Source organism: Arthrospiribacter ruber, from assembly GCF_019343195.1.
GTDB classification, from domain to species: domain Bacteria; phylum Bacteroidota; class Bacteroidia; order Cytophagales; family Cyclobacteriaceae; genus Arthrospiribacter; species Arthrospiribacter ruber.
Map to the genome: position 1 here is coordinate 55220 of NZ_RPHB01000012.1, position 17522 is coordinate 72741.

Consider the following 17522-nt stretch of genomic DNA (forward strand, 5'->3'; position numbering starts at 1 on the left):
CAAAAAATAAAATTGAACCTGTTTTGAGACTGATATCATTTCTATTCCTGTTTTTTCTATCTACGAGTACTTTCTCCCAAATCCTGAACATAGAACGCTACAGAATCCAGAGCGATACTGCAAAAGCGCTGGCCATCAAAGCTACCGCAGGTCTGAATGTATTCAACCGAAGTGCCGCCGCTGATGCACCGGTAAACCTTTTTGGGTACAAATGGGACATCAATTCCATGTACCACCCCGGCAAACATTCCTATATTTTCGTCTCGAATTTTGACTACCTGAGAATCAATGATAATGACTTCCTCAACTTCGGCTTGATTCACGGTAGGACCGTTTTCAATTATGAGGAGAAAAACAACATAGAAACTTATATACAATACTCATTTGACAACTTCAGGGGATTGGCCCCAAGGTGGATTGCAGGTGGTACCTTGAGGAAGAAAATTGTAGACAGCAAAAAGTTGACTTTTGTCCTTGGACTGGGCGCTCTTTATGAAAATGAGACTTGGTTTCATCCCTTTGAAGAAAACTTTGTCAATGTACAGTTTATCAAAAACTCCAACTACTTTTCGATAAGGTGGACCATCAATGAATACGTGGATTTCAACACCGTCACCTATTATCAAGTGGGCTATGACCGGTCTATTCAGGCTTTCAGAAACCGGGTAAACGGCAATTTTAACCTCAACACAAAAATCTCCGACCGGTTTTCATTCAACAACAGTTTTAATTTCAGCTATGAGGATCGGCCAATAGTTCCTATCACTCCTTTTATCTTCGCTTTCAACACCGGCATATCTTATGATTTTTAATTTCCTTAATAATGAATAGGTTATCGAAAAATAAAAACAGATTGGCCACCATACCCCCTTCAGAATTCCAATTATTTTATATCTTGCGGTGATGGAAAATTTTGTTGTTTCAGCCAGAAAGTATAGACCTTCCAATTTCAAAAGTGTAGTAGGCCAAGGCCATATCACTACCACTTTGAAAAATGCCATCAAAAATAATCACCTGGCCCAAGCTTTTCTTTTTTGCGGACCAAGGGGTGTGGGTAAAACCACCTGTGCCAGAATTTTGGCTAAAACCATCAATTGTGAGCACCGTACAGCCGATTTCGAAGCTTGTAACCAATGTGACTCTTGTCAAGCTTTCAACAACAACGCTTCATTCAATGTACACGAACTCGATGCCGCTTCCAACAATTCCGTGGACGACATCAGAAACCTCGTAGAGCAGGTAAGATACGCTCCACAGCAAGGACAATACAAAGTGTACATCATTGATGAGGTGCACATGCTTTCCACTGCGGCCTTCAATGCATTCCTGAAAACACTGGAAGAGCCTCCGAAATATGCCATCTTTATCCTTGCCACTACTGAAAAACACAAGATCATACCTACGATTTTATCCAGGTGTCAGATTTTTGATTTCAATAGGATTCAAGTCAATGACATTTGTGAGCACCTGAAATATATCGCTGGAGAAGAAAAGATCGAGGCTGAGGAAGAAGCACTAAGGCTGATCGCTACTAAAGCAGATGGCGCACTAAGGGATGCCTTATCCATCTTTGATTTGATTGTTACTTTTTCTGCTGGCAATAAACTTACCTATCAGGAAACGATCAGCAACCTGCACATTCTCGATTATGACTATTATTTTAAGGTCGTAGAATCACTTCTTGCAGGTAGCATCAGCAATGTCCTTCTTCTTTTTGATGAAATTCTCAAAAAAGGCTTTGATGGACACAATTTTATCATAGGGCTATCGGAGCATTTTAGGGATCTGATGGTCTGCAAAGACCCGGCAACTGTAGAGCTGATACAGGTTTCGGATAGTGCCAAGGAAAGATATCTCCAGCAATCCCAGCAAGCCAATATGTCCTTTTTGCTTTCTGCTCTTTCTCTGTGCAACCAATGTGACATACAGTACAAGTCCAGTAAAAACCAAAGGCTTCATGTAGAACTTACCTTGATGAAGCTGGCGAAATTGCCACATGCCATTTCCTTGGCTGCCGTAGCTCAGGAAGAGACAAAAAAAAAAGCTTAACTGAAAGTCAGGCGCCAACTAACTCTGATTCCATTACTCCTTCTTTGTTTAAGGAAGCCAACCCATTTGCTGCCAAAAAAACTCCTGTACAAAAAACAGTTACGATACCCACCAGCATCTCCGCTGCCAAAAAAAATCTCGAAGAAAAACAGAAAGCCCCTACTACTTCAGAGGAAGTCAAAAAAGAAGCAGTCACTGTTGTAGAAAAATTGGGAAATGATGAGTTTGACAAAGGGGATGTAGACAATGCACTTTCTGAAATTATTGAAAATCTAAAATCCAGAGGAAAGAGCATTGAACTCACTGCACTAAAACAGCCATTTGAACTCACCGAAAACAGCATTACATTCAAGCTGATAGGTGAAATCCAGGAAGATGCTTTTCAAAAAATAAAACCGGAATTACTCAAAACTTTTAGGCAAAAACTGAACAATGCAAGTCTTACACTGGCTGCCGAAATCACTGAAGAATCCGAAGATCCTTCTTTAAGAAAACTCTATACGAATTCCGACAAATTTGCTTATCTGTTGGAAAAATCTCCTGCGCTCAAAGAACTGCAGAAAAGATTTGGGCTAGAGACTGATTTTTAGAAATCTATCCCTATCCCAAAATTGATCATGTTCTGTAACTGTATGGCCTGCCTGGGAGGCCCTTCATCTTGCTGAATAAAGACACTCTCATCATAAATCAAGATCGTCTCTATACGGGTAGTGATATACCTGTTGACTTTCATGGATACAATAGAGTTGAAATTGACTACAAAATTCCCAAGCTTTTCGAAATTGGAGAAGAGGTTAAGATCTGCTCTCCACCGGATATTTTCCAAAATCTGAAAATCACTGGTCGAGCTGAAAGAAATACCCGCTTCTGCCCTGACCATCTCTCCGGGAATGACACCAAATGCACCTGCATTACTCAAGGAATCATCTAAGACCACCGTAAACCTCCCTGTAAAAGGAGAAGCAATCAGAGATATCCTGTCTTTGTTGTCATATTCCTTCCTGTAGTTGAGACCGGTGGATGACTGTATGTATGCTGGTGCCAGAAGGTCCGAGATTTTACTCCTTGCGTCTTCTTCAGCCCCGGCAGGCCTAAAATAACGGTACCCTGCCAGCAACTGGGTCCTGGCGTCTATTTGGGTAGAGAGATACCAGGATTCTGTCAGTTCCCTACCGTATTTGCTGATAAAAATAAAGTTATCATTGGTTTTCCGGGTCTGGAAGCGCCTATCCGATTGATTGTTAAATCCAAAGTTAGCTGTCAGTTTGGAGTCCCAAATGATCTTGTCCTTTTTGTAGTTGGCAAACATGACCAAGCCTGTATTGAGTGCCATATTGCTCACCCCCCCGGCATTCCAGTTGGAAAGACTTACTTGCTGAATACTCAGATTGAAATTCCCTCCCCTTTCCCAGTAGATAGGTTTGATTTTTTCTTTGATGATAATAGAGTCCCCTAACATGATAATCGTGTCCCCACTAATAAGCAGGGTATCGGCCAAGATAAGTTCGTCCTGGGCAAAAGCCACTTTGGATTGCGCTAGCGCAACTAACATAAAGAGTAAAATGACCCTGATGTTCATGATTTACCTAGGCTGGGAATTAGGGTTTTTGGATAGTGATTTTTTGACCTACTTTAATGGTATTATCAGGAAGCCGGTTCCATCTTTTGATGTCATCCACGGAGACTCCATAAGTCTGACTAAGTCTGAACAATGTCTCTCCCGGAGCAACGGTATGCACTACCTGTCTTGTATTATTGGAGGTGTAGGTATTTTCTGAAGGCTGAGATCTTACAGGCTCAGAAGCTGCAGGTCCACTTATGGCCGGTGCTGATGAGCTTGGAGTTTCCTGCACAGTACTGGACTCTGCCATGATTTTTCTATACTCCGAAGCCGGAACGAAAGGTATGTCTTCTCCCCTCTTTCTGGGCTGTTGAAGATTCAAAATCATTCCTGCTCTTAGGTCCCTATCCTCTCGGATACGGTTTTTGGATTTAAGAGCTGACAGCTTGATTCCGTACATTTGTGATATCGACCACAAGGTTTCTCCAGGCTGAACCACATGCTGCTCCACTTCGGCCTTCCCTTTCTTAGGCCTGGTATAGTAATACTGACCAGCTTCTACAGGTTGGTCTTTGTCAAGGTCATTTATTCTTCTGAATCTCTTTTCCCGTATACCTATTTGATCTGTAAAATTCTCCTGACTGGTTTTTTGGTCTGCCAAAACTCCATCAATGTTATTGACCTGAATCTGATTGGGCTGACTTGCCCTATTCGTATTCCCCGTAACCCTCGGGTAAGACGAAGCTGAGGTCACCACTTTTGACTGTGCAGCATTCTGATTACTCACTTCTCTCTGGATTACAGCAGGGTTAGCCTGTGGAATCCCTTCTCTTACATACATCACCGAATACGGCCTATCACCGGGCACATGTCCCCTTACAGCCCAGGTATTGTATTCCTTTAGATGGGCTTCAGTGACTCCCAGTCTTGGAGCAATTGCTTTTAGTGTGGTAGGCCCCTGGATTCTCGCTTCTTCTAAGTGGCCTGAATGGCTGACTAAAATGCCCAATTGATTTTCGAATGCGACTTTGTGTGCCAGAAACTTCTTGAAATACCAATGCGAATTCCTGTCCAATTCCACTACTTTTTTACCGTTATATTGGTTACCAAAATAGGATTTGGCACCGCCTAGGCCCATTTGATAAGACACCAAGGCGCACATCCAATTGTCAAAAGCCTGATTGTGTTTTTTAAGGTAAAGCGCAGCTCCCCTCGAGGAAGACACTATGTTTTTTCTCTCGTCTACCTGATTGTCCACCCTCAAAAAAACCTCTTCTGCAGTACCTTGCTTAAACTGCCAAAAACCCACTGCATTGGAAGTTGAAACCGCATCTGAGATCAATCCGGATTCCTGGATCACCAGGTACTTCAAGTCTTCCGGCACTCCTGCATTTCTCAATTCTCTTTCTACATAAGGCATAAACAAGCTGGCCCGGTCGGCTTTCATCCTAAAATAGGTAGGATTTCTGTAAAGGGCATCCACATCCAATTGTATTTCCCGGCGCGCCTGCTCATTGATTTTGATCAAAAGGTCTGCAAACTGTATCTCACGGGGCACCTGCGGAATCTGGGCCAAAGCCGAAATCGAAACAAAAAAAACAATCAGGATTGTAAAAAGTCCGGAAAACTTACACTTAATATTATTTTTCATAGTCTTCTTGCCAACATTAATCCATCCCTGATAGGAAGCAATACATTTTCTACTCTTGGATCATCCTGCACCATTTGGTTGTATTCCAGGATTACTTTTGTGTCTTTATCTATTTTCTGTCCTTCATTGACAAGGACCTTACCGGACCAAAGTACGTTGTCCGCTAAAATGATGCCACCCGGATTTATCCTATCAACGACCAGATTATAGTAGTTGATATAATTGGCCTTATCGGCATCAATAAAGACAAAATCAAAATTGCCCTCCAAGGTCGGAATGATATCCAGCGCATTTCCCAGGCGGTAATCGATTTTGTCCTCAAGCCCGGATTTTTTAAAAAAACCTCTCACCATTCCTTCAAGTTCATCATTGATATCCAAAGTGATCAGCTTTCCGCCATCCGAAAGCCCCCTTGCCATACAGATACCTGAATATCCTGTATAGGTCCCGATCTCAAGAATGGTTTTTGGATTTGCCATTTTCACCAAAAGCTCCAAAGTTTTTCCCTGCAAATGCCCTGACAGCATTCTTGGCATCATCACTTTGGCGTGGGTCTCTCTGGAAATATGCAAAAGCAGCTCATCCTCTTCACTGCTGTGATCTTCACAATACTTAAGCAATTCCTCCGAAATAAACTCCATAATCAAACTGGTAAATAGGTAAGAAAACTCAGTTCATCCAATGCGTAAACTTCATTGGCTATATCCTGCAATTCTTCTGCACTGGTACTCCTAATGGTTTCAAAGATAGTATCCAAGGAATCAATTTTCCCTTTATCCAGCAGATTTTTGCCAAAAACCAGCATCAATGCTGCATAATTTTCCTCGGCCATGGCCATTTGGCCTATTGCCTGTTCTTTGGCCATGTGAAGTTGCATGACGCCAAGCTTACGGTTTCTGAGTTTTTCAAGTTCCCGCAAAACAGCCTTTCTGGCCCTATTGAGCGTATTGGGTTCTGTGCCAAAAAACACACCGAAAAATCCCGTATCTGAATAGGTCTGATAATGGGACTCTACACTGTAAACATACCCGTGTTTTTCCCTTAGCGCCAAATTGAGACGTGAATTCATACTTGGACCACCAAGAATATTGTTGAGCAGATACAATTTGAACCTTCGGGGATCATGCATTGACAAGGCCGGCTTCCCTATGGCACAATGGGATTGGGAAATTTCCTTTTCTATCACCTTAATTTTAGGTGTATAATTGGAAAACCCACTCCTGACGTACAGGCTCCTTTTCTGGGGAATGGATGTCAGAAAACCTTCCACCTGCTGAAGTACTTTTTTGAAGGAGATGTTGCCCACTACAGAAAAAACCACTTGGGTCGTATCCATGCGGCTGGAAATAAATTCAAAAAAATCCTCCTGTTTAAAGCTGCTTACAGTCTCTTCTCTTCCCAGAATATTCCTCCCCAGAGCGTGCCCCTCATAAACCAGCTCATCAAAATCATCCTGAATCGAATCATCCGGGGAATCCCTGTACATTGCCATTTCCTCCAAGATCACCTGCCTCTCCTTTTCAATTTGCTTTTTGGGAAAAATGCTGTTGAAAGTGATGTCACAAAGCAATTCTGATGCTTTGGAAAAGTGCTCTTTTAAGGTGCTGGAATAAAAACAGATCTTCTCCTTAGTGGTGTAAGCATTGAGCTCCCCACCAACTGATTCCAGACGGTTGATGATATGGTAAGCCTTCCTCTTTTTTGTACCTTTGAAAGCCATGTGCTCCCAAAAATGTGCAAGTCCCTCCTGCTCTTTGGTCTCATCCCTACTGCCTATATTGAGTACAAAACCACAATGAACCATTCTGGTATATTTAATCTCCTGATGTACTATTCTGATGCCATTGGGCAATTCTCTGAGATTATACTGCATGCAAACTTTTTTTCGATAAAACGGAACCAATAACCAATTCTGTACCTAACACCCAGCAGCCTCAACTGATTCAATTACAAAAATAAAAGTGTTTTCGGGATTACAACAAATCTCCATATACGCAGGATATAACCCTCCCATTTTCCTAGAATAAATTATCTTTGTGGAAAGGAGGAGGGATGAGGGATGAGGGATGAAGGATGAAGCCTGTCCGACTGGTCATCCAGGCAAGGATGAAAGCGGAGGGTAGTTAATCGAGTGATTGATTAGTCCTACTTTGTCTGGTTAGAAAATGACAAGAAAAAATCTGCCAGGTTTCTTCTTGAAATGATAAATTTTAAATCTGTTTTGGCTTATCAACCTGCCATGTTTGGCCTAAACAGCTAATTTGACAAAGTAGTATTAGTTAAGCTCCTTGCAAATCTGAACTCTAAATTCTGAAGAATCTTCAATCCTACTTTCTTGGTACATGGTACTTAGTACTTTGTACAACGTAAATATCTAACATCAAGCAGTTTTCAAAAACATCCAAATCATCATGAAATACACCCCTCTCCCAAATACACTATATATCAAAAACAGAAAAAAGCTGGCTGAAAAGCTACCAAGTAAATCCTTGGCAGTTTTCCATTCCAACGACATCATGCCTACCAATGCAGATGGCACCATGAAATTCAGGCAGAACAATGACCTTTTATACCTTTCGGGAATAGATCAGGAAGAAAGTATTCTGGTCATTTGCCCGGATTTCCCAGACCCTGACATGAGGGAAATTCTTTTTTTGAGGGAAACCAACGAGCATATCGCAATTTGGGAAGGACACAAATACACCAAAGAGGAAGCACAGGAGGCCTCAGGAATAGAAAATATACAATGGCTGGACAAGTTTGAAAATGTATTCAACACTCTGATCTCCTTGAGCGAGCATGTATTCCTCAATACCAATGAGCATCTTAGGGCCGGTGTGGTGGTAGAAACAAGGGATGCGAGGTTTATCAAAAGTTGTCGTGAGCGCTACCCGCTCCACACCTATCACAGAGTGGCTCCCTTGATGCATCAGCTAAGGGCGGTAAAAGAACAGGAAGAAATCAATCAGATGCAGATCGCCTGCGACATTACCGAAAAAGGATTCAGAAGAATCCTCTCATTTGTCAAGCCCGGGGTGACTGAATATGAAATTGAAGCGGAGTTTATCCATGAATTCATCAAAAATAGGAGCAAAGGTTTTGCCTACGAACCAATCATCGCCTCCGGAGCCAATGCCTGTGTGCTGCATTATTTGGAAAATAAGGAAACCTGCAAAGACGGGGATCTGATACTTTTTGACGTAGGTGCTGAATACGGCAATTACAATGCGGACATGTCCAGAACCATACCTGTTAACGGCAGATTTACCCCACGTCAGCGCTCCGTCTATGAGGCCGTGCTGAGGGTGCAAAAAGGAGCAATGGACATTTTAAGACCTGGTATCAATATTCAGGAGTATCATAAAGAAGTCGGCCTGATGATGCAGTCAGAGCTGCTGGGATTGGGCTTGATCGACCAAACCGACATACAAAATCAGGATCCCAAGTGGCCTGCTTACAAAAAGTATTTTATGCACGGTACTTCCCACCATCTCGGTTTGGACGTGCATGATGTCGGGACCATGTATGAACCGATCAGCTCCGGAATGGTATTTACGGTAGAACCTGGCATCTATATTCCTGAAGAAAACCTTGGAATCCGCTTAGAAAACAACATTGTGATCCAAGATAATGGCTACCTGGATCTGATGCGCAATATCCCTATTGAGGCAGAGGTGATTGAGGAGCTGATGAATAAATAATTTTAATTTACGAATTACGAAGTACGATTTACGAGGGGCAGAGGTAAGTGATGAGTAGTTTCATTTAGGAATGGGATTTTTGGGAATTGTGAGGAATATCGAATATCGAATGATGAATAATGAAGGGAGTTACGAGTTACGAAGTACGATTTACGAGGGGCAGAGGTAAGGTATGCCTGAATGTAATAGGAAACTGGGAATTTTGGAATGGTGAGGAATATCGAATGATGAATGATGAATGATGAATCAAGAAGAAGGGAGTTACGAATTACGAAATACGATTTACGAGGGGCAGAGGCAAGGAATGTCAATTGTACTAGGCAGGGTGAATTCTGGAAGGGTAAAGAATATCGAATTTCGAATGATGAATGATGAATCAAGAAGGTCTGTATGTTGGAGGAACACTCAGCCCTGTTAGGGCGAATAATGTAATAGCCCAGGGTTTCAACCCTGGGGTTTGAGCCAGAACGTTGAAATTGTTTTTGGCCGAGGGATGTCAAAGAGTGAGAATTGGGGTCCGCCAAAAACAGGGAAGGGATGAAGGGAGTTACGAGTTACGAAGTACGATTTACGAGGGGCAGAGGTAAGTGATGAGTAGTTTCATTTAGGAATGGGATTTTTAGGAATTGTGAGGAATATCGAATTTCGAATGATGAATGATGAATAAAGAAGGGAGTTAAGATTGACGAATTACGAGTTACGATTTACGAGGGGCAGAGGCAAGGAATGTCAATTGTACTAGGCAGGGTGAATTCTGGAAGGGTAAAAAATATCGAATGATGAATGATGAATCAAGAAGGTTACCAACAATTCAACAGTTCATCAATTAATCATTTCAACAGTTCTCCAATTAATCAATCTTGATTATCCGCTTACTTACCAGTAGGACCTAAATAATGGAGCAAACCTATGATTTCTAGCCAATATCAATGAATATCCAATATCTATTAGTATCTGATTGATCTAGGCACTTATTTAAATTGGCTAGTGGTATAATTGCGGATATACATATAATCAATTCATCAGTTCCACAAAAATTAATCTTTTCTTTATGACCTATTCTTATGATTTTCCCCGGCCGGCAGTTACTGTAGATGCTGTAGTAGTTTGTACCGAAAAAAACAGCATTCTCCTGATAAAAAGGAAAAATGATCCATTTAAAGGCAAATGGGCTTTGCCCGGTGGCTTTGTGGATGAAGATGAAATTCCCGAAAAAGCTGTTCAAAGGGAACTGAATGAAGAAACAAGTCTTGAGCTAAAGCCATTAAGCATGATCGGGGTTTTTGGAGAAAAAGGCCGAGATCCAAGAGGGTGGACAATTTCTGTTGCCTACTATTTCGAATGTATTGAGGGGCTGATGTCAATGGCAAAATCCGGATCTGACAGTGCTGAAACTGAATGGTTCCCAACATCTGAACTTCCGGAATTGGCATTTGACCATGAGAAGATTATTGCGAAAGCATTGGACGGAAAGGATCGAAGCAAAAAAACTCAGTAGGAAATTGGATATTGAATCCGTCTCTTAAGCTTCTATTTTAAACATGCGATTTTTTTCAAGGTCCAACATGCTACATGCCAACACCTACGTGATTATAGGATTTTTTTTAAAATTCTCCATATAAAATAAATCCTATAAAAATAACCTTAAAAGAATGATTAAATAATATTTTTTCTTCATTAATGATTTTTATTGCACTTTTCAAATATTATTTTTTATCATAATTATTTGTGACCTAATTTTTATTTCATTATTATTGAAAACTATATATTTATTTTAATTTAAATTTTACTTAATGAAACACTATCTATCTATCTCAATAGTAACCTTATTGGGATTTAGTTCCTGCCAAGAAAGTGGTCAGGATGAATTAAAAGAGGGGCTTGAAACAATGCTAAAAGATCAAGATCCAGTCGCTTATGAAAATAAACTTAAAGAATTAACCCTATTTATGGGAGAGGTATTCAAGGATCCTGAGGCAAGGAGGGAGTTGTTTGAATTTGCTGAAATTGAGGGTAATGAAAACGATATTGAGTATAGTATGAAAAAGCTATTTACTGAAAATATCAATCCACTTACCAGAAAACATTCAGCTATCGTAAGTTCATTTTTTATTAAAGCAGAAAATCTAAGAACAACAGGAGAAACAGACTTCAATGAACAAGAGCTTATAGATTTTATCAATGAAAATGATATTGGCATTTTAGCTCCTTATCTATATGATAATTTCGACCCAGAGTCCATAACTGAGTTGACAGTGTCTTGGTGGACTCAAGAAATGGAAACCCAAGGTTTAGAATACGATCCGGGGTGGGAAGGTGAAACTCCAGGAATTCCTTTAAAAACAATAAGCCCTTCAGATTTCTTTTTTTTAAAACAGGAGTCTAGCGAAAAGAACTCATTAAGTCATGAAATCATTTTTGTTAATGATGATTACGCCAAAGAAAACCCAACCATAGTAATTGGATCTTTTGAAGAAAATGAATTGATGCATTTAAATGGGAATGATTCGGAACTCCCCCCTTGGGACTCAGGTGAAATAGGAAATCCTGATCCTCAACCATCAATTCGATACCCGCACGAAATTGGTGTAAACTGCAGCAATTTACTTCCTACTGATATAGTTAGATTTGTAATGCCTGACTTTCAACTTACTGGAAACACAAGAGCTTGGCCATGGCATAATAAAATAACAATTTGGTCTGCCAGTATCACTACTAGCCCTAATCATATTGTAACTAATAAAAAAATTGTGCGAGGCGATTTTTCAATAAAAAAGAATTTCGCTCCTACTTTACTTACATCATTTAGCCAAAGTAATGCTAATGTCCAGATAGGAATGTCCTATAAGAAAAATACATCAAGTGTAAGTAAATTTGTAAATGTATCAGAAGAGAATGAGGAAGGTGAAATAACCAATACAACTAGTGTGGAGTTCTCGCAAAGTAAAAATAGGTTAATATTTACACAATCTTGGAATAGGTGTGAAGAATTAAATTGGAACTACTTGGCGGATTTCGACAATGGGTTCATTGGGCCTCTAGGGGTTCATAAATTTCTTATTCCCAGAAGCGGAAAGGAGCATTATGTTAGGTTTACTGTCGTCCCCCAAATAGTGAGATTTAATTAAATATGAAAACTTTATGGATTACCATTTTCTTAGTTTGCTTGTTCTCTTTTGAAAGCTTGGCACAAAGCAAAAGCCAATGGTACCTTGGAGGAAGGCTCTCTACTGTAAGCCATGGCCATTTCAAAGAAGGAAATGACTTTGGCGCAGGTTTGTTTGTTTCTAATAAAAGACCTGTATGGAGCAAACACCAACTCATCTGGAACAATGAACTTGGTTTTGATGCACTTCTGCCCTGCAATAGACCAGAAGGATGTAGGTCTTGGTGGTACGAGCGCAGTGCCAGGTTTTATACAGGTTTGGAGAAAAATTTCATATTGTTCAACCAAAACTTGTCCTTTGGCGCAGGTGTAAACTTCTTTTATGGCAGCCAAATGTCAACACGCATAACAGTTAGAAGTACCGATCATAACAACAATTTATCAAGCACATCGATCTACAAATCTTACGAGCCGGTGTTCAGTTATTTCCAGCCTGGGGCCAGAATTGGTTATCAAAATAAAAAGTTCACTGACCAAATTCACTTCTACCTAGGCTATGATTGGATTTGGAACAATCACTTGACAAGTTTGTCGATGTATTATCGAATCAGAAATTAGCAAAAAGCTAGATATCGAAGCTTCTATTGTATTGGGAGTCTAGGGTCGAAGAGACCTCTCAGGTTTTTGAAACCCGACAGGTCTAAAAAAAGCTGACTCTTCTCAGGATCAGCTTTTTATACAGCTTTAAAAAAACTTCGAGACAAATTTTTCAAGAAAACCTCCATGGATCCCAAAGGGATCATATGATTATAGCATCGATCAACATATGAAGGGTACGACCCCGGCGGGGGTCGAATTGACCGAGTTAAATATTTTTTTAATCATGTGATCTACCCGCAGCCTAACTTTCTCTTTAAGAAACTTCGTCTGTAAGTTGAAAAGCATTGTAAAATAATTACATATTTTGTAATTTTATTTTGTAAAATAGAATAATTTATTCTTTCAAAAATTTAATGAGGATCGTTACTTATAAACGAATACAAGAATTTGCAAAGAAACATGTTGATTCTGAATTGGCACTGCGCTTCTGGTATTCTACTACAAGTAAGAAAGACTGGAGTTCATTAAATGACATCAAAAACGATTTCAATTCAGTTGACTATGTGGACAATCATCGATTTGTTTTTAATATCAAAGGAAATACATATCGGTTGATTGCAATTATATCATTCAATGCAAAAAAGGTTTATATCAGATTCATCGGTACACATGCTGAGTATGATAAAATAAAGGACATTCAAAACATTTGAATCATGATTAAGTCTGAAAAAGAATATAATGCTATTATAGAAAGGATCGAAGAACTACTTTCCAATCCAGATAATATAGAAAATCCTGATGAAAAAGGATTTGTAGAATTGAACCTACTTTCTGACTTAGTAGCAGACTATGAAGAGAAGCAGCACGCGATAATGGCTCCTACTTTGGCAGAAGCAATAAGACTCCGCATGCAAGAAAGAGGTTTAACACAAAAGTCACTATCCGAACACCTTGGTGTAAGTACCTCCAGGATCAGCGAGTACCTGAATGGGAAAAGTGAACCGACACTAAAAATCGCAAGAGAAATCAGCAAAAAGCTAGATATTGAAGCTTCTATTGTATTGGGAGTCTAGAGTCGAAGAGACCTGTAAATCCTTAATGTCTTCCAGACCTCGAGAGTTTAAATTGGATTTTATGGGTAAAACCTTCGAGGTTTTTTAAAACCTCAAAGGTTATAAAAAAAGCCGACCCCTTTCGAAGTCAGCTTTTATACTATGTTTTAATCTTAAATCTGAGATCTAAAATCTAAAATCACAATTATCCAATAGACACTCTCTTGAAAGCAGCTACGGTCATGCCTTTGCTTACACTGTCAAGGTACTGAGCAATAGACTTGCTGTTGTCCTTTACAAATGCCTGGCTAAGCAATGTGTTTTCTTTGTAGAACTTGTTCAATTTACCCAAAGCGATTTTCTCAAGCATCTCTTCCGGCTTGCCTTCTTGTCGTGCCTGGTCTTTACCTACTTCGATTTCTCTCTCGATCACAGAAGCGTCTACTCCGTCTTTGTCTACAGCGACAGGGTTCATGGCAGCAATCTGCATCGCTACATCTTTGCCAGCCTCTTCTACGTCCGCACCGCTAGTATTAGTCAAAGCTACCAATACACCTAATTTGCCATTGGAGTGGATATAAGGCACTACTGCTTCACCTGTAACTTTTTCAAAGTGGGAAACCTCGATTTTCTCGCCGATTTTACCGGTCATCTCTACGATTTTCTCAGCAACGGTGATGTTTTCGAAAGGAAGTGCATTTACTTCTGCAGCAGTGTTGGCATTGTTAGACACTGCAAGATCCAAAAGTGTATTGGCAAAAGCGACAAACTCATCGTTTTTGGCAACAAAGTCAGTTTCGCAAGTCAATGACAAAAGCGTACCAGTAGTACTGTCTTCACTCACGTGAGTAACGATTGTACCTTCTTTGGTCTCTCTATCAGCTCTGGAAGCAGATACCTTCTGTCCTTTTTTTCTAAGGATATCGATAGCTTTTTCAAAGTCACCTTCCGCTTCAGTAAGGGCTTTTTTACAGTCCATCATACCGGCTCCGGTCATTTGTCTCAATTTGTTTACTTCTTGTGCAGTAATAGCCATTGTTTTAGTCAATTTATGAGATTAAACTTTTTTCTATTTTTTGAGCGAGACCTGTCAACTTTTGAATTTCGACAGTATCCCAAGATGAAACCTTCGAGGTTTAAACTATCATAAGTTTAGACCAAAAGAATCTGAAAAACCTCAAAGGTTTGGTAAAAACAAAAAATTGAACACAGGCCAAGACCACATGTTCAATTTTTTTGTAATGTATATTATTTCAATGTGGATTACTCTTCAGATCCAGCATCTACAGCTTTCTTAGCTTCTTCCTCTTCAGAAAGTTTAGCTTCTTCTTTGTCTTTCTTTCTTTCGGAAAGACCTTCTTCGATAGCTGCACCAAACGCCTTCACCAATAAAGAGATAGATTTGAATGCATCGTCATTTGCCGGGATTGGGAAATCCACTTCTCCAGGATTGGAGTTAGTATCGACCAAAGCGAAAACAGGGATACCAAGCTTTTGAGCTTCTGCAATAGCAATGTGCTCTCTTTTAATATCAACCACAAACAAAGCAGCAGGAAGTCTGGTAAGGTCAGCGATACCGCCCAATACAGATTCAAGTTTTTCTCTTTGTCTTGTGATCATCAATCGCTCTTTCTTCGCCAGGTTCTTGTAAGCATCTTCCTTCATCATTTTGTCGATGGTGGACATCTTCTTCAAGGATTTCCTGATAGTAGCAAAGTTGGTCAACATACCGCCCAACCATCTTTCGGTTACGTAAGGCATGTTAAGTCTTTTTGCTTCATCGGCTACTAAGTCTTTTGCCTGCTTTTTGGTAGCGACAAACATTACTTTTTTGCCTGAGCGAACGATCTGCTTGATTGCATTGGATGCTTCTTCGAGGCAAACAAGCGTTTTGTTTAGGTCAATGATATGGATACCGTTCTTCTCCATGAAGATATACGGCGCCATTCTTGGATCCCACTTTCTCGTCAAGTGTCCAAAGTGAACACCAGCATCCAGTAAGTCTTTATATTCTATTTGTGCCATTAATAAATATAGTTTCGATATGAAATTTTGGGAAAATCCAGATTAACGTTTAGAGAACTGGAATCTTCTTCTTGCTTTTCTACGTCCTGGCTTCTTACGCTCTACCATTCTAGGGTCACGGGTAAGGAAACCTTCTTTTTTCAACGCAGGTCTGTGCTCAATGTCAAATTCGCATAGGGCTCTGGCGATTGCCATTCTTGCCGCTTCTGCCTGACCTTTGATACCACCACCGTCTACGTTGATTTTGATGTCATAAGAACCATCCACTCCTACGAGTGCCAATGGCTGCTTCACGACAATCTGATGCAGATCAAATGGGAAGTACTGCTCGATGGTCCTGTTGTTGACCACGATCTCTCCATTCCCAGGCTTCATGTAGATTCTTGCAACAGATGTCTTTCTTCTACCGATTGTGTTGATAATTTCCATAAACTGCTGAGATTAAAGTTTGACTTCTTTTGGTTGCTGAGCCGCATGCGGGTGCTCAGGACCGTTGTAAACAAAAAGATTTCTGTACAACTGTCTGCCCAATCTGTTTTTAGGCAACATACCTCTGACAGCTTTCTCCACAAGAATAGATGCTGATTTGTCTTTCAGGATTCTTGGAGTAGAAATTCTCTGACCACCTGGGTATCCGGTATGACGGACGTAAACTTTCTCGTCCATCTTTCTACCTGTTAGTCTAACCTTGTCTGCATTGATGACAATCACGTTGTCTCCGCAGTCTACGTGAGGGGTGTAATAAGGCTTATGCTTACCCCTTAGGATTCTTGCAACCTCACTGGCAAACCTACCCAATACTGCAGACTGGGCATCCACTACCACCCATTTTTTGTCTACAGTAGCAGCATTTGCCGATTTGGTCTTGTAGCTTAATGTATCCACTGTGTAAATGTTTAATTATTAGCTTGTTAAATATACTTCACCCTCAAAAAGGGACACAAAGATAGAAGTAATTTCTTTTTATTGCAAAAGAAACCAATTTATTACCCACATTTTCTAGGACTTAGCTGTTTTTTTCCAACTGTTTGACCAAGACCTCAAAGTCTTTAGGGTAAGGGGCATGCACCTCAATAGGGCTGTCATCTACTCCCGTAAAGCTTATCGCATGGGCATGAAGCGATACCCTTTGCATAATAGGCAATTCATCTGTGTTCTTTTTGAGATTGAACCGCCTTTTCAAAGATGAAAGATACAGTGGCTTGCCGCCGTACATCTCATCTCCACATATCGGGGACTTGAGGTAAGCCAGGTGTACCCTGATCTGATGCAACCTGCCGGTGACCGGCCTGCATTCTACCAAGGTATGGTTGTAATACGCCTTCAGCGTATTGAATACCGTTTGGGAAGGCTTACCATCCTTCGTGATTTTGGCGATTCCTTTATTGGTAGCATGGATATTCCGGTCTACAAGCTCATTTTTGAACTCACGGATCCCCTCTACTACCGCATGATAGATTTTATTGACCTTTCTGTCCTCAAACTGGATCGCAATGTGTCGGTAAGCTTCCGGGTGTTTGGCGATCACTAAGCAGCCTGAAGTCTCCTTATCCAGCCGATGACACACCTGGGCATCAGGGGTGTATTGCCGGGCAAGGTCCAGAATATTCTGGGCTTCATGCCTATCGTCCAATGTCGATAAATAGGGAGGCTTGTTGACAACAAGGTAATCCTCGTTTTCAAACAGAATAAGATCTTTAAAGTCTATTTTTTTCATGTATTTCCCCGTGTCTCTTTTCAAAGAGTTTGCAAAGGTAGAAAAAGGATGGGGTAAAAA

The 17522-nt window shown here is 40.5% G+C and carries 18 protein-coding genes; 9 read left to right on the forward strand and 9 right to left on the reverse strand.

What is annotated here, in order from left to right; genetic code table 11:
* The first annotated feature begins 23 nt into the window (after nucleotides 1–23).
* The 3 genes from EGN73_RS20605 to EGN73_RS20615 all read left to right on the forward strand — a co-directional run bounded on the left by EGN73_RS20605 (nucleotide 24) and on the right by EGN73_RS20615 (nucleotide 2639).
* Nucleotides 24–812 carry a DUF481 domain-containing protein gene (locus tag EGN73_RS20605; RefSeq protein WP_246611688.1) on the forward strand — a complete coding sequence of 263 codons (789 nt, stop codon included), beginning with the start codon at nucleotides 24–26 and terminating at the stop codon, nucleotides 810–812.
* Between the two features lie 91 nt (nucleotides 813–903).
* Nucleotides 904–2049 (forward strand): DNA polymerase III subunit gamma/tau, encoded by a 1146-nt coding sequence (locus EGN73_RS20610; RefSeq protein ID WP_219293857.1) that lies wholly within the window; start codon nucleotides 904–906, stop codon nucleotides 2047–2049.
* A gap of 44 nt (nucleotides 2050–2093) precedes the next feature.
* Complete coding sequence (locus tag EGN73_RS20615; RefSeq protein ID WP_219293859.1) at nucleotides 2094–2639, forward strand: DNA polymerase III subunit gamma/tau; 546 nt, start codon at nucleotides 2094–2096, stop codon at nucleotides 2637–2639.
* On the opposite strand, the gene EGN73_RS20620 is transcribed toward EGN73_RS20615, so the two are convergent.
* The 4 genes from EGN73_RS20620 to EGN73_RS20635 are packed head-to-tail and all read right to left on the reverse strand — an operon-like array spanning nucleotide 2636 to nucleotide 7134.
* Entirely contained in the window at nucleotides 2636–3628 is a 993-nt protein-coding gene (locus tag EGN73_RS20620) for a DUF3078 domain-containing protein (protein ID WP_219293861.1), read from the reverse strand. The two genes, EGN73_RS20615 and EGN73_RS20620, sit on opposite strands and share 4 nt — an antisense overlap.
* A 19-nt stretch (nucleotides 3629–3647) precedes the next feature.
* Nucleotides 3648–5261: a lytic transglycosylase domain-containing protein gene (locus tag EGN73_RS20625; protein ID WP_219293863.1), complete on the reverse strand. Its 1614-nt coding sequence runs from the start codon at nucleotides 5259–5261 to the stop codon at nucleotides 3648–3650.
* Nucleotides 5258–5902 (reverse strand): O-methyltransferase, encoded by a 645-nt coding sequence (locus tag EGN73_RS20630; RefSeq protein ID WP_219293865.1) that lies wholly within the window; start codon nucleotides 5900–5902, stop codon nucleotides 5258–5260. Before EGN73_RS20630 ends, EGN73_RS20625 begins: the two co-directional genes overlap by 4 nt.
* Nucleotides 5903–5904: 2 nt before the next feature.
* Nucleotides 5905–7134 (reverse strand): M16 family metallopeptidase, encoded by a 1230-nt coding sequence (locus tag EGN73_RS20635; protein WP_219293867.1) that lies wholly within the window; start codon nucleotides 7132–7134, stop codon nucleotides 5905–5907.
* Nucleotides 7135–7672: 538 nt separating this feature from the next.
* On the opposite strand from EGN73_RS20635, the gene EGN73_RS20640 reads away from it, so the two are divergent.
* The 6 genes from EGN73_RS20640 to EGN73_RS20665 all read left to right on the forward strand — a co-directional run bounded on the left by EGN73_RS20640 (nucleotide 7673) and on the right by EGN73_RS20665 (nucleotide 13741).
* Nucleotides 7673–8962: an aminopeptidase P family protein gene (locus tag EGN73_RS20640; protein ID WP_219293869.1), complete on the forward strand. Its 1290-nt coding sequence runs from the start codon at nucleotides 7673–7675 to the stop codon at nucleotides 8960–8962.
* A 1051-nt stretch (nucleotides 8963–10013) separates the two neighbouring features.
* Entirely contained in the window at nucleotides 10014–10460 is a 447-nt protein-coding gene (locus EGN73_RS20645) for an NUDIX domain-containing protein (protein ID WP_219293871.1), read from the forward strand.
* Nucleotides 10461–10755: 295 nt separating this feature from the next.
* Complete coding sequence (locus EGN73_RS20650; RefSeq protein ID WP_219293873.1) at nucleotides 10756–12090, forward strand: hypothetical protein; 1335 nt, start codon at nucleotides 10756–10758, stop codon at nucleotides 12088–12090.
* Nucleotides 12091–12092: 2 nt separating this feature from the next.
* Entirely contained in the window at nucleotides 12093–12686 is a 594-nt protein-coding gene (locus tag EGN73_RS20655) for a hypothetical protein (RefSeq protein ID WP_219293875.1), read from the forward strand.
* Between the two features lie 395 nt (nucleotides 12687–13081).
* Entirely contained in the window at nucleotides 13082–13378 is a 297-nt protein-coding gene (locus EGN73_RS20660) for a type II toxin-antitoxin system HigB family toxin (protein WP_219293877.1), read from the forward strand.
* Nucleotides 13379–13381: 3 nt separating this feature from the next.
* Nucleotides 13382–13741 carry a helix-turn-helix domain-containing protein gene (locus EGN73_RS20665; RefSeq protein ID WP_219293879.1) on the forward strand — a complete coding sequence of 120 codons (360 nt, stop codon included), beginning with the start codon at nucleotides 13382–13384 and terminating at the stop codon, nucleotides 13739–13741.
* Between the two features lie 184 nt (nucleotides 13742–13925).
* Here the strand turns inward: EGN73_RS20665 and tsf are convergent, their stop codons facing one another.
* The 5 genes from tsf to EGN73_RS20690 all read right to left on the reverse strand — a co-directional run bounded on the left by tsf (nucleotide 13926) and on the right by EGN73_RS20690 (nucleotide 17462).
* A complete protein-coding gene (gene tsf / locus EGN73_RS20670; protein WP_219293880.1) occupies nucleotides 13926–14756 on the reverse strand; it encodes a translation elongation factor Ts in 831 nt (276 codons plus the stop codon).
* Nucleotides 14757–14983: 227 nt separating this feature from the next.
* A complete protein-coding gene (gene rpsB, locus EGN73_RS20675) occupies nucleotides 14984–15745 on the reverse strand; it encodes a 30S ribosomal protein S2 (protein ID WP_219293881.1) in 762 nt (253 codons plus the stop codon).
* Nucleotides 15746–15787: 42 nt separating this feature from the next.
* Nucleotides 15788–16174 (reverse strand): 30S ribosomal protein S9, encoded by a 387-nt coding sequence (gene rpsI, locus EGN73_RS20680; RefSeq protein ID WP_219293882.1) that lies wholly within the window; start codon nucleotides 16172–16174, stop codon nucleotides 15788–15790.
* 12 nt (nucleotides 16175–16186) lie between these two features.
* Entirely contained in the window at nucleotides 16187–16630 is a 444-nt protein-coding gene (gene rplM / locus EGN73_RS20685; protein WP_219293883.1) for a 50S ribosomal protein L13, read from the reverse strand.
* Nucleotides 16631–16751: 121 nt separating this feature from the next.
* Nucleotides 16752–17462, reverse strand: coding sequence for an RluA family pseudouridine synthase (locus tag EGN73_RS20690; protein WP_219293884.1), 711 nt, complete (start codon nucleotides 17460–17462; stop codon nucleotides 16752–16754).
* Between the last annotated feature and the right edge of the window lie 60 nt (nucleotides 17463–17522).

Bases quoted from the DNA above. Each gene is read 5' to 3' on its own strand.
- EGN73_RS20610 (WP_219293857.1), top strand. From the start codon at position 904: ATGGAAAATTTTGTTGTTTCAGCCAGAAAGTATAGACCTTCCAATTTC.
- EGN73_RS20620 (WP_219293861.1), bottom strand. From the start codon at position 3,628: ATGAACATCAGGGTCATTTTACTCTTTATGTTAGTTGCGCTAGCGCAA.
- EGN73_RS20625 (WP_219293863.1), bottom strand. From the start codon at position 5,261: ATGAAAAATAATATTAAGTGTAAGTTTTCCGGACTTTTTACAATCCTG.
- EGN73_RS20630 (WP_219293865.1), bottom strand. From the start codon at position 5,902: ATGGAGTTTATTTCGGAGGAATTGCTTAAGTATTGTGAAGATCACAGC.
- EGN73_RS20635 (WP_219293867.1), bottom strand. From the start codon at position 7,134: ATGCAGTATAATCTCAGAGAATTGCCCAATGGCATCAGAATAGTACAT.
- EGN73_RS20640 (WP_219293869.1), top strand. From the start codon at position 7,673: ATGAAATACACCCCTCTCCCAAATACACTATATATCAAAAACAGAAAA.
- EGN73_RS20645 (WP_219293871.1), top strand. From the start codon at position 10,014: ATGACCTATTCTTATGATTTTCCCCGGCCGGCAGTTACTGTAGATGCT.
- EGN73_RS20650 (WP_219293873.1), top strand. From the start codon at position 10,756: ATGAAACACTATCTATCTATCTCAATAGTAACCTTATTGGGATTTAGT.
- EGN73_RS20655 (WP_219293875.1), top strand. From the start codon at position 12,093: ATGAAAACTTTATGGATTACCATTTTCTTAGTTTGCTTGTTCTCTTTT.
- EGN73_RS20660 (WP_219293877.1), top strand. From the start codon at position 13,082: ATGAGGATCGTTACTTATAAACGAATACAAGAATTTGCAAAGAAACAT.
- EGN73_RS20665 (WP_219293879.1), top strand. From the start codon at position 13,382: ATGATTAAGTCTGAAAAAGAATATAATGCTATTATAGAAAGGATCGAA.
- tsf (WP_219293880.1), bottom strand. From the start codon at position 14,756: ATGGCTATTACTGCACAAGAAGTAAACAAATTGAGACAAATGACCGGA.
- rpsB (WP_219293881.1), bottom strand. From the start codon at position 15,745: ATGGCACAAATAGAATATAAAGACTTACTGGATGCTGGTGTTCACTTT.
- rpsI (WP_219293882.1), bottom strand. From the start codon at position 16,174: ATGGAAATTATCAACACAATCGGTAGAAGAAAGACATCTGTTGCAAGA.
- EGN73_RS20690 (WP_219293884.1), bottom strand. From the start codon at position 17,462: ATGAAAAAAATAGACTTTAAAGATCTTATTCTGTTTGAAAACGAGGAT.